The sequence below is a fragment of the Pedobacter frigiditerrae genome, assembly GCF_032678705.1.
Lineage (GTDB): Bacteria > Bacteroidota > Bacteroidia > Sphingobacteriales > Sphingobacteriaceae > Pedobacter > Pedobacter frigiditerrae_A.
Map to the genome: position 1 here is coordinate 2,575,476 of NZ_JAVTSS010000001.1, position 14,244 is coordinate 2,589,719.

The 14,244-nt window shown below is 32.7% G+C and carries 13 protein-coding genes; 6 read left to right on the forward strand and 7 right to left on the reverse strand.

Going from position 1 to position 14,244, the window contains the following annotated elements; genetic code table 11:
- The first annotated feature begins 30 nt into the window (after positions 1–30).
- Complete coding sequence (locus R2Q59_RS10315) at positions 31–2,136, forward strand: ATP-binding protein (protein WP_316768518.1); 2,106 nt, start codon at positions 31–33, stop codon at positions 2,134–2,136.
- A gap of 4 nt (positions 2,137–2,140) precedes the next feature.
- Here R2Q59_RS10315 and R2Q59_RS10320 read toward each other — a convergent pair whose 3' ends face one another.
- Complete coding sequence (locus tag R2Q59_RS10320; RefSeq protein WP_316768519.1) at positions 2,141–2,743, reverse strand: hypothetical protein; 603 nt, start codon at positions 2,741–2,743, stop codon at positions 2,141–2,143.
- A gap of 84 nt (positions 2,744–2,827) precedes the next feature.
- Between R2Q59_RS10320 and R2Q59_RS10325 the strand changes: the two genes are divergently transcribed.
- Positions 2,828–4,084, forward strand: coding sequence for an anthranilate synthase component I family protein (locus R2Q59_RS10325; protein WP_316785445.1), 1,257 nt, complete (start codon positions 2,828–2,830; stop codon positions 4,082–4,084).
- Positions 4,085–4,291: 207 nt separating this feature from the next.
- Here the strand turns inward: R2Q59_RS10325 and R2Q59_RS10330 are convergent, their stop codons facing one another.
- The 4 genes from R2Q59_RS10330 to R2Q59_RS10345 form a co-directional block, all read right to left on the reverse strand.
- Positions 4,292–5,095 (reverse strand): M48 family metallopeptidase, encoded by an 804-nt coding sequence (locus R2Q59_RS10330; protein WP_316768523.1) that lies wholly within the window; start codon positions 5,093–5,095, stop codon positions 4,292–4,294.
- 83 nt (positions 5,096–5,178) lie between these two features.
- Positions 5,179–5,826: a glycerol-3-phosphate 1-O-acyltransferase PlsY gene (gene plsY, locus R2Q59_RS10335; RefSeq protein WP_131554489.1), complete on the reverse strand. Its 648-nt coding sequence runs from the start codon at positions 5,824–5,826 to the stop codon at positions 5,179–5,181.
- A 53-nt stretch (positions 5,827–5,879) separates the two neighbouring features.
- Positions 5,880–6,722: a carboxylating nicotinate-nucleotide diphosphorylase gene (nadC, locus tag R2Q59_RS10340; protein WP_316785446.1), complete on the reverse strand. Its 843-nt coding sequence runs from the start codon at positions 6,720–6,722 to the stop codon at positions 5,880–5,882.
- Positions 6,723–6,766: 44 nt separating this feature from the next.
- Positions 6,767–7,171, reverse strand: a complete 405-nt coding sequence (locus R2Q59_RS10345) for a DUF4783 domain-containing protein (RefSeq protein ID WP_316785447.1) — start codon at positions 7,169–7,171, stop codon at positions 6,767–6,769.
- 162 nt (positions 7,172–7,333) lie between these two features.
- Here R2Q59_RS10345 and gpmI point away from each other — a divergent pair, with 162 nt between their 5' ends.
- Together gpmI and R2Q59_RS10355 are read left to right on the forward strand one after the other, a co-directional pair.
- The gene (gpmI, locus tag R2Q59_RS10350; protein WP_316785448.1) at positions 7,334–8,854 is read left to right on the forward strand and encodes a 2,3-bisphosphoglycerate-independent phosphoglycerate mutase; all 1,521 of its coding nucleotides are present in this window, start codon (positions 7,334–7,336) and stop codon (positions 8,852–8,854) included.
- A complete protein-coding gene (locus R2Q59_RS10355) occupies positions 8,854–9,384 on the forward strand; it encodes a hypothetical protein (RefSeq protein ID WP_316785449.1) in 531 nt (176 codons plus the stop codon). The genes gpmI and R2Q59_RS10355 overlap by 1 nt, the downstream gene beginning before the upstream one ends.
- Positions 9,385–9,435: 51 nt before the next feature.
- On the opposite strand, the gene R2Q59_RS10360 is transcribed toward R2Q59_RS10355, so the two are convergent.
- Positions 9,436–10,062 carry a tetratricopeptide repeat protein gene (locus tag R2Q59_RS10360; RefSeq protein ID WP_316768533.1) on the reverse strand — a complete coding sequence of 209 codons (627 nt, stop codon included), beginning with the start codon at positions 10,060–10,062 and terminating at the stop codon, positions 9,436–9,438.
- 280 nt (positions 10,063–10,342) lie between these two features.
- Between R2Q59_RS10360 and lon the strand changes: the two genes are divergently transcribed.
- Positions 10,343–12,823, forward strand: coding sequence for an endopeptidase La (gene lon, locus R2Q59_RS10365; RefSeq protein WP_316785450.1), 2,481 nt, complete (start codon positions 10,343–10,345; stop codon positions 12,821–12,823).
- Positions 12,816–13,766 carry a lipid A deacylase LpxR family protein gene (locus R2Q59_RS10370; protein ID WP_316785451.1) on the forward strand — a complete coding sequence of 317 codons (951 nt, stop codon included), beginning with the start codon at positions 12,816–12,818 and terminating at the stop codon, positions 13,764–13,766. Before lon ends, R2Q59_RS10370 begins: the two co-directional genes overlap by 8 nt.
- Here R2Q59_RS10370 and arfB read toward each other — a convergent pair.
- A complete protein-coding gene (arfB, locus tag R2Q59_RS10375; protein WP_316785452.1) occupies positions 13,763–14,173 on the reverse strand; it encodes an alternative ribosome rescue aminoacyl-tRNA hydrolase ArfB in 411 nt (136 codons plus the stop codon). The genes R2Q59_RS10370 and arfB overlap by 4 nt on opposite strands.
- Positions 14,174–14,244: the final 71 nt, after the last annotated feature.

Consider the following 14,244-nt stretch of genomic DNA (forward strand, 5'->3'; position numbering starts at 1 on the left):
ATATTTATTCCTAAAAGTTGTCATAAGTTAATGCGAATTATCTCTAGCTTAAATACCTATCAACGCTTATTGCTATTAATTCTAGCTACAAGCGGGTTGTTTTTTATTCTTTTTTGCAGTCTCTATTTTTATACAATTAAACAAGAAAAACAGGTATACAATGCAGCATCTAAGGAATATGAAAATGAGGTAAATTCAATTTTTACCTTAAATTCTAAAACTCACATTGCAGCAATTGTAGATGTAACTTTTTGGGACGAATTAGTTACTTTCCTTAAAACAAAAGATGAAAAGTGGTATAAAGAATATGTACAAAGTCAGTTTCCTACTTATGATGCGGATTTTATCGGAGTATATACCCTCAACAACCAATTAATACGCAAAACAACTTCCAAGAAACTGGAAAGCATCGGTGAGCTTCCTCAAGGAGTAATAAATAAGCTGTATAAGGATAAACTTGTAAGGTATTATAAAAAAGTTCCCCAAGGTATTTTAGAGGTTTTTGGAGCAACCATACATCCTTCTAGCGATTTACATAAAAACAAATTTAAACCTTCTGGTTACTTTTTTATGGCCAGAATTTTAGGTAGTGATTTCATTAAAAATCTTGAAAAAATCACAAGCTCGAAAATAAAAATTGTTCAAGAATTTAAAGTCAATGAGGCAGATAAAGATGCTATTTATGTTAATTTAAACCTAAATGACCTACAAAATGAGACCGTATCAAATATTGTTTTTGAACGACCATTTCATTTAAATTTCATCACTTCAAAAAAGATATTAATTACCATAATAATTGCCACAATAATTAACCTATTAGTTTATCTCTATTACTATAGAAAATGGGTTTATAGGCCAATAGACTTAATAACAAACATTCTAGAAACTAAAGATGAGAAATCGATAAACAACCTAAGAAATATTAGGGGAGAGTTTATTCATATCAGTAATCTCTTTGAAGAAAATAATAATCAAAGAAAAGAGCTAGAAATTGCTAAGCAAAAGGCCGAAGAAGGCGACAAATTAAAATCTTCCTTTCTTGCTAATTTATCTCATGAAATTAGAACACCAATGAATGCCATTATGGGATTTAGTGATTTGTTAATAGACCCCAATCTTGGCATAAAAGATAGAAACGAATACCTCAAAATCATTAGAAATAGCGGGAAAAATTTAACTTCAATTATAGAAGATTTATTAGAAATGTCTAAAATTGACTCTAAACTGATTACACCAAATTATAAGGCAATTGACTTAGAAAAATGTATTTATGAATTATATAATTCTATAAAAATAACTGTACCAGAAGAAAAGGATTTACAATTCTTAATCCAAGAAAGCTTATCAAAACCAAAAACAAAAGTCTTAACAGATGAAGTTAAATTGAAGCAAATTCTAACAAATTTAGTTACAAATGCGTTAAAATTCACTATCACTGGAACTGTAAGTATAGGTTACTACGTAAATGAACAAGCAGAAACTATAGAGTTTTGGGTAAAAGATACTGGCCAAGGTATAGAAAAAGATAACATTCAAATTATTTTTGACCGATTTAGAAGAATTGAAGACAAATTCTCTGTTCAAGTTAGCGGATTAGGATTAGGCTTATCCATTACTAAAGCATATGTGGAATTATTAGGCGGTACTATTAATGTGGATTCGACCGTAGGCAAAGGCTCCAAATTTTCTTTTTCCATCCCTTTAAAATATGATGAAACAAAACTAAACATGAATGTAAAAGAAGAAGCTCAAAAAAGTGAGATAATTACCAATCAAACTATCCTAATAGCAGAAGATGACGACATCAATTTTATGCTATTACAAAGAATACTCTTATTAAAAAATTACAATATCTTAAGAGCTGTTAACGGAAAAGTAGCCGTTGATACTTGTAAAGAAAACCCAAATATCGACTTAATTTTTATGGACATTAAAATGCCAATAATGGATGGATTTGAAGCTTTTAGTATTATTAGAACCTTTAATCAAACTATTCCAATAATTGCCAATACAGCCTATTCTTCTACAGAAGATAAAGAAAAAATACTTAGCGAAGGGTTTACAAACTATATTTCAAAACCAATTAACAAAGTAGAAATATTCGAAATGTTAGATGAACTTTTTGGATCTAAATAAATAATTATTCATCTTCTAATAAAGAAACACAATTTAAACTAAGAGCCTTTAATCTGGCCTCTATTGTTGTTATTGATTGAGTGTCTCTTATACTTTTATACAGGTTCCCAATTATAAGTAATGTTTCCTCGTCTGGACTACAAGCTTGATATTTTTCTAAATGAGGAATAGCTTTTAAAACCAGTTTTTTATAATTGGCATATGCTTTAGCATTTGCATCTACATTTTTCTCTTTGGTAGCCATGTTCATCTCATGCACAAAATTTTTGGTCTTTGCCAAATAAACAAATCCAAGTGCCCTATGTACTACTTCATAATTAGGTTCCCTTTTAAGCATTTCATCATAATAAACAATTGCACTATCAGGTTTTCCTGTTTCCTCAAATAATCTACCAATATGATATTGGACATTAACAATTTGCTTATTGGTTAGCTTACTGGAGTCTGCTAAAATGGTTAACATTTTGGCAAGATATTTAGGTTTGTTTTCGTTTGAATTTCTATATTCTTTAAATTCTTCATAGCCTTTATGCTCTATATTTTGCTGGGCATATGAATTGAAACATAGAAAAGTAAAAATGAAGACAAATAAATACCCTTTTTTCATAAATAATATGCTTTTAAAATTTACTCAAGATATAAATATAAAACGTAACCCATAACCAAATCTCATTTTTATCTTTGCCATATAATGAACAAAACGGCTATTAGTTTATTCAAACAAAAAGCAATGCAGTTAGCTTCTACTTTTGAAGTTTGCTGTTGCTTAGATTCTAATAATTATAGAGATCTCTATTCTCAATATGATTGTTTAATTTCATTTGGCATACAAGAAGAAATTAAAGTCAGTGCAGGCAAGGCATTTTCAAACCTTAAATCATTCTATGATAGCAGTAAAGATTGGATGTTTGGCTTATTAAGTTATGAGCTTAAAAATGAAACAGAACAACTTATCACAAATCATAAAGATCAATTAGACTTTCCAGATTTATACTTCTTTATACCTAAGTATTTAATTGCATTGCAGGGCGATGAAATTAAAGTATTAAAAGGTGATGAAGAAATTATAGAAACAATAAACAAAGTTTCTATAATTAATTTTTCTGCAAAAACTGACATTAGAATCGAAAGTCGTTTTGATAAAAAAACTTATATCAATACAGTTGAAAAACTACAAGAACACATTAAACGTGGCGATATCTATGAAGTTAATTTCTGCCAAGAGTTTTTCGCAAATAATGCAAAAATTAATCCCTTATCGGTTTATCAAGAATTAAATGAGTTATCTCCAACACCGTTTGCAGGATTTTTTAAAATATACGATCAATATATTTTATCTGCTACGCCTGAAAGATTTCTTTGTAAAAGAGGGAATCAATTAATATCTCAACCCATAAAGGGAACAGCAAAAAGGAGTACAGATTTAATTGAAGATGAACAAATCAAGACTAACTTAAAATCTAGCACTAAAGAGCAGGCAGAAAATGTAATGATTGTTGATTTAGTACGGAATGATTTGACCAAAAGTGCGGTTAAGGGATCTGTTAAGGTTGATGAATTATTTGGCATTTATACATTTCCTCAAGTTCACCAAATGATATCAACTATTAGTTGTGAGCTTAAGCCTGAAGTTCATTTTGTGGATGCCATCAAAAATACATTTCCAATGGGATCAATGACGGGTGCACCAAAAATTAAGGCCATGCAATTAATAGATACTTATGAAAAAAGTAAAAGAGGTGCATTTTCTGGGTCATTTGGTTGCATAAGCCCTGATGGAGATTTCGACTTTAATGTAATCATCCGCAGCATACTGTATAATTCCGCAAAAAAATATCTTTCTTTCCAAGTTGGAGGAGCAATTACTTATGCAGCAAGAGCTGAAGATGAATATGAAGAATGTTTATTGAAAGCTTCTGCAATTCTGAAAGTTTTAGGTCAGAATTAGTGTTTAGGGTTTAGGGTTTAGGGTTTAGGGTTTAGGGTTTAGGGTTTAGGGGGGAATTAAATCTAGTCTTAATTGTTTAAAACTATAATTTCAATAAATGTTTAAATATATAATAAACTTTGTCAATCTGTAAAAGATTGACAAAGTGGAAAGAATATCTATAAAAAAGGTGGAGAGTAGAAACCCTCCACCTTTATGCCTTCAATCTTATTTTTTATAGTATTTCATCGCCTCTGGCAAATCTCTTTGTATTCTTGCAATCCTTTGATCATCAGAAGGGTGCGTACTTAAAAATACAGGTGGTTTAGCTGCTCCAGAACTAGCTTGAGCCATTCTTTGCCAAAAACCAACTGCAGTGCTAGGATTATACCCAGCCATAGCCATGAATGAAAGTCCCATTTTATCAGCCTCTAACTCTTGGTTTCTTCCGTAATTTAAAATTACCAATTGTCCGCCAATACCATAAGCCTGATTGATATAGTCAGCGTATTTTGAATTGCTGGTTGCAACACCAACAGCAGCACTACCAACTTGTGCAGCAGTCATGTGCGATGCTCTTTCTGCAGAGTGTTGTGCAATGGCATGTGCAATTTCATGGCCCATTACCGTAGCTAAACCAGCTTCATCTTTTGTAACTGGCAAAATTCCTGTATAGATTGCAACTTTTCCACCGGGCATGCACCAAGCATTAATTTCTTTACTTTCAATTAAATTAAATTCCCATTTGTAACTTTTAATCTGGTCGGCAAATCCATTTTGATTCATATATTGAGTTACTGCCGCAGCTATTTTTGCTCCAACCCTTTTAACCATCTGAGTATTTGCTGAATTGGTAGACACAACTTTGGTACTCGGATCACTCAATAATTGCTGGTAACCAATTGCTGCTTGTTGTTGCAATTGAGAGTCATCTACCAAACTTAGTCTGCTTCTACCTGTCAAGGGAACAGTAGAACATGAGGAAATTACTACCAAACTTGTAGCAATACCTAGAATCATTAATTTTTTCATATTATTTTTTGAGCGTATTAATTATTTGTTAATCACATTTTCTACTTAACAAATAGTATGCCTCAAAGTTTGAAAAACATTTCTCAACTCTGTTTTTTCTTAAACAGGTAGACTTTAGATTCTTTACCTTTTAGCAATCGTTCAATGTTTTTTTGATGAGTAACCAATATTAAAAGGCATACGCAAATCCCATAAAGTACTTCAGATTTAATGGAGGTTTGCAAAACGAATACTGTAGCTATGGGAAAGGTGAAACCAGCACAAATAGAACTTAAAGAGACATATTTTGTTGACAACAAAACAATTACAAATACGAGAACGCATAGTCCAGCAGCAGTAGGATTAACTGCTAAAATCATCCCAAAAAGCGTAGCTACCCCTTTTCCACCCCGAAAACCTGCAAATACTGGGAATAAATGCCCCATAACAGCTATTACGCCTAAAGCTAATTCATAGTTAACAAATTGGGTAGAGTTTTGGGGGCCTGTAACGGATAGGCCAATAAAAAAAGCAAGTTTTGTTGCTGTATATCCTTTAAAAATATCCAAGAACATCACAATGATACCTGCCTTTTTCCCTAGTACTCTAAAGGTATTTGTTGCGCCAGCGTTTCCACTTCCATATTCCCTAACATCAACACCGTAAAAAGCTTGACCAAACCATACCGCAGAAGGTATAGAACCAAGAAGATAGGCAACAATTAGAGCTGAAATAGAGTAGATCGAAATCATAACCTACAATTATACTAAAAAAAACAGTTTCAAGACGGTCGAATTTATATGAATTAAAATGCTTTTAAACTTAAGTCTAAACTTTTAACAGAATGTGTTAAAGCGCCCATAGAAATATAATCAACTCCACAAGCTGCATAGTCAGTTACATTTTCTTCTACAATTCCTCCAGATGCTTCAGTAATAAATCTTCCATTAATTAGAGCAATAGCTTCTTTTAATAGTGGTATTGGAAAATTATCTAACATGATACGATCAACATTGCCTTGGGCTAAAACTTGATTCAACTCTGTTAAATTTCTAACTTCTATCTCTATTGCTAGTTTCCTATTAGTAATTTTTAGGTATGCATTTGCAGCAATAATTGCATTCGCAATTCCTCCTGCATAATCAACGTGATTATCTTTAATCAATATCATATCATATAAACCGATACGATGATTAACTCCACCCCCAATTTTGACCGCCCATTTCTCAAGATATCTTAAACCAGGTGTTGTTTTTCTTGTGTCTAAAACTTGAGTTTTATATGGCTTTAATAATTGTACAATACGATTGGTTTTAGTTGCGATGCCACTCATCCTTTGCATACAGTTCAACACCAATCGCTCTGCCAGTAAAATTGAGTGGGTACTACCTTCAACTGTTAAGGCAATTTCTCCATATTTAACAATGGCACCATCGTTAATTAAAACATCGACTTTTAAGGCAGGATCTATTTGATTAAAGATTTCTATCGCTAGCTCTACTCCAGCTAATACACCATCTTCTTTTACAATGAGTTTAGCCTTGCCTTGTGTATCTTTTGGTATGGTAGAAAGGGAAGTATGATCTCCATCACCAACATCTTCGGCAATGGCATTCTTGATAAATAGGTCGACGATTTGTTTATCCAAAGCAGTAAATTTTCTTCAAAAATAAGAATTTACTGCTTAATTAACTATTCCTTGTCTGCTTCAATTCTTAATTCAGTGATTAAGAAAGCATTAGATGGTTTTTTAAGATTCATCGTGATAGTAACCCGAAATTTTCCATTTTTTGTATTTAATGATAATATACAATGACGGTAATTTGGATTGCTACTTAAACGATGAATTATTGTGGATTTACTTGGTGTATTTTTTATGAAAAAATCTCTTAAAATTTGTTCAGACTGTGCTTTACTATATACATCTTCTTGGTCAATTACAATTAACTCTACAGACGATGCAAAATTTTTGGCAATATCCTTAGAGTTGCCGGATTTAAAATAAGTCGATAAATCATCAATAATATCGACCTGTGGCCCATTATTTGACGAAAAATTGAGCACTATAACAAATAAAGCGAGTAAATGTTTTATCATGTGTGTTAAAAACTATTTATTTCAAGCGAAAATTATGCCACTTATAAATCATAATGTTTAAATACTTTCCTTTAAGGGCCCAATACCTTATATTTGCAATGATAAGCAAAAGTCTAAATATTTAAAATTTTGCTTTATTAATTCCATTTATAACAAAAACTAATGACTACTAAGAAACTTGTATTGTTAATTCTTGATGGCTGGGGCTACGGGAAAAAAGATAAATCTGATGCTGCTTACGTAGCAAATACTCCATTTTTTGATTCAATGATTCAAAATTATCCTAATTCTAAACTAGAAGCATCTGGAGAAGCTGTTGGTTTACCAGTTGGGCAAATGGGAAATTCAGAGGTTGGACATATGAATTTGGGTGCAGGTCGTGTGGTATATCAAGAATTAGGAAGAATTAATAAAGCGATTTCAGATAGAACTTTACACAGTAACGAAATCTTAGTTAATGCATTTAATTATGCGAAAGAAAATAATAAAGCTGTACATTTTATAGGTTTAGTATCAGACGGTGGTGTACATGCACATATTAATCATTTAATGGCATTATGTGATGCCGCTAATGAAAAAGGATTAAAAGATGTTTTTATTCATGCTTTTTTAGATGGAAGAGATACCGACCCGAATTCGGGCTTAGGCTTTATATCAACTTTAAATAATCATTTAAAAAATTCGGCTGGTAAAATTGCAAGCGTTATTGGTCGTTATTTTGCAATGGACAGAGACAACCGTTGGGAAAGAGTTAAGCTTGCTTATGATGTGATGGTAAATGGTGTTGGGGAAAAAGCTAGCAATGCCGAATCTGCAATCCAAAAATCATATAATGAAGGTATAACTGACGAGTTTACAAAACCAATAGTAATTACCAATGAGGACGGCGCACCCACAGCTACAATTAAAGCTGATGATGTTGTAATTTGTTTCAATTACAGAACTGATAGAGGCAGAGAAATTACAACTGCTTTAAGTCAGAAGGATTTCCCAGAATTTGAAATGAAAAAATTGCCTTTGTACTATGTTACAATGACAACTTACGATGAAAGTTTTGATAAAGTAAATGTTGTTTTCACTAAGGATGATTTATCGAATACTTTAGGCGAAGTTTTAGAAGCAAATCATAAAAATCAAATACGCATAGCGGAAACAGAAAAATATCCTCATGTAACTTTTTTCTTTTCAGGCGGAAGAGAGAAAGAATTTGAAAATGAAAAAAGAATTTTAGTTCCATCTCCAAAAGTAGCTACTTATGATTTACAACCAGAGATGAGTGCAGCTGGAATAACTGAGGCGATAAATAAGGAACTAGAAAGTGGGTGGCCAGATTTCGTATGCTTAAACTTCGCAAATCCAGATATGGTTGGCCATACGGGAGTTTTTGAAGCTGTTGTAAAAGCTGTAGAAACTGCAGATGCTTGTGCCGAACAAGTGGTAAAAACAGGTATAGCAAATGGATATTCGTTCATCATTTTAGCCGACCATGGAAACTCTGAATATATGATTAATGCAGATGGATCCGTGAATACCGCACACACTACCAACCTAGTTCCTTGCATATTAATAGATAACGACTACAAATCTATTGCAGATGGCAAATTAGGTGATGTGGCACCTACCGTATTAAAAATTATGGGCATTGAGATCCCAGAAATTATGACAGGGAATTGTTTGGTATAATGAAAAAACTTGGCCTTTGTTGTTTAGTAGTTCTTTTAGGTGTTTCTTGTAATTTAAAAGAAAAGGAAAAAGCTAGTGTTATAACTACTTATTTTGATTTAGCAGGTTATTTTAAAAAGGAGGCGATACGCTTATCAAAAGAAAATCCCAGTCTAAATAAAACTGTTTTTATAAATGGAAAAGAAGAGCAAAAAAACATCAATATTAAAAACTGGGAGCAGGAATTTAAATCATTTATTGATGCCGATATAAATAAAGCCTCATGGAAAGGTTCTTTTAATATAGCTAAGAGTGGAGGTCAAACAACCTATACTTCTCATAGTGATAAAATTCCTGTTAAAAAACTAGAAGTGTCATTAGAGAACAATAGGTTAACATCTATTAAAGTTTACATCACAAACGTTAACGACCTCTATACTTCTCAAGATAGCTTGAGTTACTATCCAGATAGTGTTTATAAAATTAAGAAGACACAACACATTAAATTAATGGCAACTAGGCAATATAGCATTACTGGAAAGTTTAAATAAAAAAAGTCTCGTTGAAAACTCAACGAGACTTTTTTTATTGTTTTTTATACCTTATTTCAAACTTGCAACTTGAGCTTTAACATAATCCATCAAATCAAGGATATCCTTTCTTGAAGGCTGTAAGGTCAAAACCTTTTTAAAATCGTTTGTCGCATTATTAAATATTGCCAAGCAAGCTGCTTTTTCGGTTGATTTTTTAATTTTATAAGATTTAAAAATTGCGTAATCCTTGTAGGCAATACCCCTATTTTGCAATATCTGGGTATCTTCTTCACCATTTATTTCTATGGCTTTCGAAAAATCTTTAATGGCTGAAGTATAAAAACTTTCTCTCATCTGATTTAAAGATTCCTTTGGGGCATTTGCAATATTCAGCCTTGCTTTACCCCTATAATAATAAGCAGAATAGTCGTTAGGCTTTAACACAATTAGGTTACTATACGCAGTTATTGCTTTTTCAAAATCGCCACACTGAAAATATGAATAACCTAAGGTTTTTAACACATTTGCATAGTTAGGACCATTGCTATCTACCTTCTCTAATTGTGCTGCAGCAGTTTTATAATCATATTTCAAAAAGGCTTGCATTCCCATTTTCTCAAAATTACCTTGAGCAAATGTTGACACGGAAACCGAAAGAAATAAAAACAATGCAGCTATTTTCTTAAAATAATTCATCAAACGTTCTATTTAATTAAAATTACAAATTCAATTAGTATTTTGTAATATCGACACTAATATACAACTATCATACCACTTGTAATTAATATGCTTAACGTTAAAAAAAGTTAAATATGATAAGCAAGTATTTTTTAGGGCTGACTTTTTAACAGGAACAATATAAATTTATGTTTTTGGCACAAGAGTTGAAATTACACCAATCAACAATTAATTAATACTTTTATAACGACAATGCTGTCAGTTTGTCGTTTACTATATTTAAATAAAGGCCCACTTAATGAGCAAAGATCAATTTGATTTTAGTCAAGCACTACCAATTATAAATGAAGATACTGAGTTTTTCCCATTAATGTCTCAACAAGACGAAGATGAGATGAACAATGAAGAAACACCTGAAATTCTTGCAATTTTACCACTTAGAAATACAGTTTTATTTCCAGGTGTTGTTATTCCAATTACCGTTGGAAGAGATAAATCTATCAAACTAATTAAGGAAGCTTATAAGGGTGATAGAATTATTGGAGTAGTTTCTCAAAAAGATGTTTCTATTGAAGACCCAACTTTTGATGAATTGAACAGTGTGGGAACGGTAGCACATATTATCAAAATGTTGCAAATGCCAGACGGAAATACGACGGTAATTATCCAAGGCAAACAACGTTTCCAACTAGTGGAGGAAGTACAATCTGAGCCATATATCAAGGTTATTATTGCCAAATTCACGGAAACCAAACATAAAGCCGATAAAGAATTTAAAAATCTTGTGGCCTCTATTAAAGAGATGTCATCACAGATCATCCAGCTTTCACCGAATATTCCTAGTGAAGCAGGAATTGCTTTAAAAAATATTGAAAGCACTTCATTTCTAATCAATTTCATTTCTTCTAACATGAATGCAGATGTTGCCGACAAGCAGAAAATGCTTGAAATGGGCAACTTGCGCAAACGTGCAGAAATGGTGATGGATTTGCTAACAACTGAATTACAGATGTTAGAGTTAAAAAATCAAATCCAATCAAAGGTTCGTATTGATTTAGACAAGCAACAACGTGATTACTTCTTAAATGCTCAGTTAAAAACCATTCAAGAAGAATTAGGTGGAAATTCATCTGATTTAGAATACGAGGCTTTACAAACACGTTCAAAAAAGAAAAAATGGGCGAAAGCCGTAGCTGATCATTTTGCTAAGGAATTAGAAAAATTAGGAAGAATGAATCCTGCAGCACCAGATTATTCTATCCAAATGAATTATCTAGAATTGTTATTGGATTTACCTTGGGGCGATTTTACTAAAGATAATTTCGATTTAAAACGTGCACAAAAAATCCTAGATAAAGATCATTTTGGTCTTGAAAAAGTCAAACAACGTATCATTGAATATTTGGCAGTCTTGAAATTAAAAAAAGACATGAAAGCGCCTATTCTCTGTTTGGTTGGCCCTCCAGGAGTTGGTAAAACATCGTTGGGAAAATCTATCGCTAAAGCCATTAATCGTAAATATGTTCGTATGGCATTGGGTGGAGTTAGAGATGAAGCTGAGATTCGTGGACATAGAAAAACCTACATCGGGGCAATGCCTGGTCGCATTATTCAATCTATTAAAAAAGCTGGTGCCGCGAACCCTGTTTTTGTATTGGATGAAATAGATAAAGTAGGGTCTGATTTTAGAGGAGATCCTTCATCAGCTTTGCTTGAAGTTTTAGACCCAGAACAGAATAATGCCTTTAACGACCATTATGTAGAAGCTGATTACGATTTATCTAATGTGCTTTTCATCGCCACCGCAAACTCATTAAGCTCAATACAACCAGCGCTTTTAGATCGCATGGAGATTATTGAAGTTAATGGTTATACAATTGAAGAGAAAATAGAGATTGCTAAAAAATATCTATTGCCTAAGCAAAAAGAACAACATGGTCTACAGAATAAAGACATCACTTTAAAAAGTTCTTTAATCGAAAAAGTGATTGAAGACTATACTCGTGAAAGTGGCGTACGTGGTCTAGAGAAAAAAATTGGTTCGTTAGTAAGAGGTATTGCAACAAAAATTGCGATGGAAGAACCTTATGAATCAACATTAAATTTAGCAGATGTTGAACGCATTCTAGGCGCTCCTATTTATGATAAAGATGCTTACGAAGGAAACGAAGTTGCTGGTGTGGTAACTGGTTTAGCATGGACTTCTGTTGGTGGAGATATTCTATTTATTGAAGCAAGTTTAAGCCCAGGTAAAGGAAAATTAACCCTAACTGGTAATCTTGGCGATGTAATGAAAGAATCGGCAATTATCGCTTTAGCTTATCTTAGAGCACATGCAGGTTTATTTGGAATTGATAATGCCCTATTTGATCATTTTGATATCCACGTTCACGTTCCTGCTGGTGCTACGCCGAAAGACGGCCCATCTGCTGGTATCACCATGTTAACCGCATTAACATCTGCCTTTACACAACGCAAGGTAAAATCTAATTTAGCAATGACTGGTGAGATAACCTTACGTGGGAAAGTTTTACCAGTAGGCGGAATTAAAGAGAAGATTTTAGCTGCTAAAAGGGCAAATATCAAACAAATCATTCTTTGCAAATCGAATAGAAAAGATATTTTAGAAATCAAAGAAGACTATATTAAAGACCTTCAATTCCATTATGTTACCGAAATGAAAGAGGTAATTGAATTGGCTTTGATGAAAGATAAAGTTAAAAATCCGCTAGATTTAACTATTAAAAACAATCAAGCACCAATTCAACAAAATGCTTAAAAAATTAACGTTTGCTATCCTACTAATTTTTGCAACAAGCGTTTGCAGCTTTGCTCAAGAACAAAAGAGCGAATTTGGGTTTAAAAGTGATAATGATGCTTATCTATTTTACGGGCAGGATCGTTATTACACCAATGGTTTGTTTATCTATTTTCGTCACGCTACCGACCAAAAAAAGCTTGGAGAAAAATTAGAGAAATTAACTTACGAAATTTCTGCTGGTCAGAAAATGTATAACCCAATTTCTGGTTATAGACCCGACCCAAAAACTCAAGACAGACCTTTTGCAGGTTATTTGTATGCTGGCGGAAATATTAATCTATTTTATAAAAAAGAAAGCATTTTAAAGGCAGGTTTAGAAGTTGGTACAATTGGACCAGATGCTTTAGGAAAAGAAGCTCAACAACTTTTACACGATATTGTTGGGTTTTACACCATTGATGGTTGGCAATATCAAATCAAAAATGAGTTAGCTGCAAACCTTTCTGCCCAATACACGCAGTTATTACATCGCTCTGCAAAAAAAGATGTAGACTTCTCTTTTGAAGGATATGCAAATGTAGGAACAACTTATAGTGGAGCTGGAGCAGGAATATTATTTAGAGCAGGTAGTATTAATCAATTATTCAACTCTGCAGCTACCAATTCGGTAATAAGCAATAACTCTAAAACAGAAAAACTGGTTAAAAAAGAGATTTTCTTTTATGCAAAGCCCCAAATTAACTTTGTGGCTTATGATGCTACCATCCAAGGAAGTATGTTTAACGATGATAGTCCGGTAACTTTTGATTCGAAACCGCTAGTTTTTGCACAACAATTAGGCTTTAACTACAGTACACCTCGTTTTACTTTTGATTATAGTGTACTATTTAAATCTAAAGAGGTGAAGAGCAATGCAAAAGCGCATCAGTATGGAACGATAGCGATGTATTATAGGTTTTAATCTACAGTTGGCTTTGCTCTATTCTGCTTTTTAGCAGCGGTTACAGATTTATTAGCCAATCTTTTTGCTATTACAGCCTTTGGGGTTTTGGTTGGTTTCCGTTTCTTTTGAACGGTTAATGATTTTTCTAATAAATCAAGAAACTTGGTAATTGAAATTTCTTTATTAGCCAGCTGACTTCTATCAACTTGAGAAACTATATGCAAATTACCTTCGGTATCTATTTTCGTTTTTAATCTTTCTAGTAATAAAGCTTTTTCGTCCTCATTAAATAACAAAGTTTCTCGTACATTAAAAATGAGTTCAACCTTGCTAGAAACCTTATTTACGTTTTGCCCACCCTTTCCGCCGCTCCGAGATGTTTTAAAAGTGATTTCCTTAGTTAATTCTTCTTTAGTGGGTGTCATAGTGTAAAGATAATTAGAATTATCCTATTGTTAAATTGTGCCTCTGCCTAACGGAGAACTGTACAAATTTT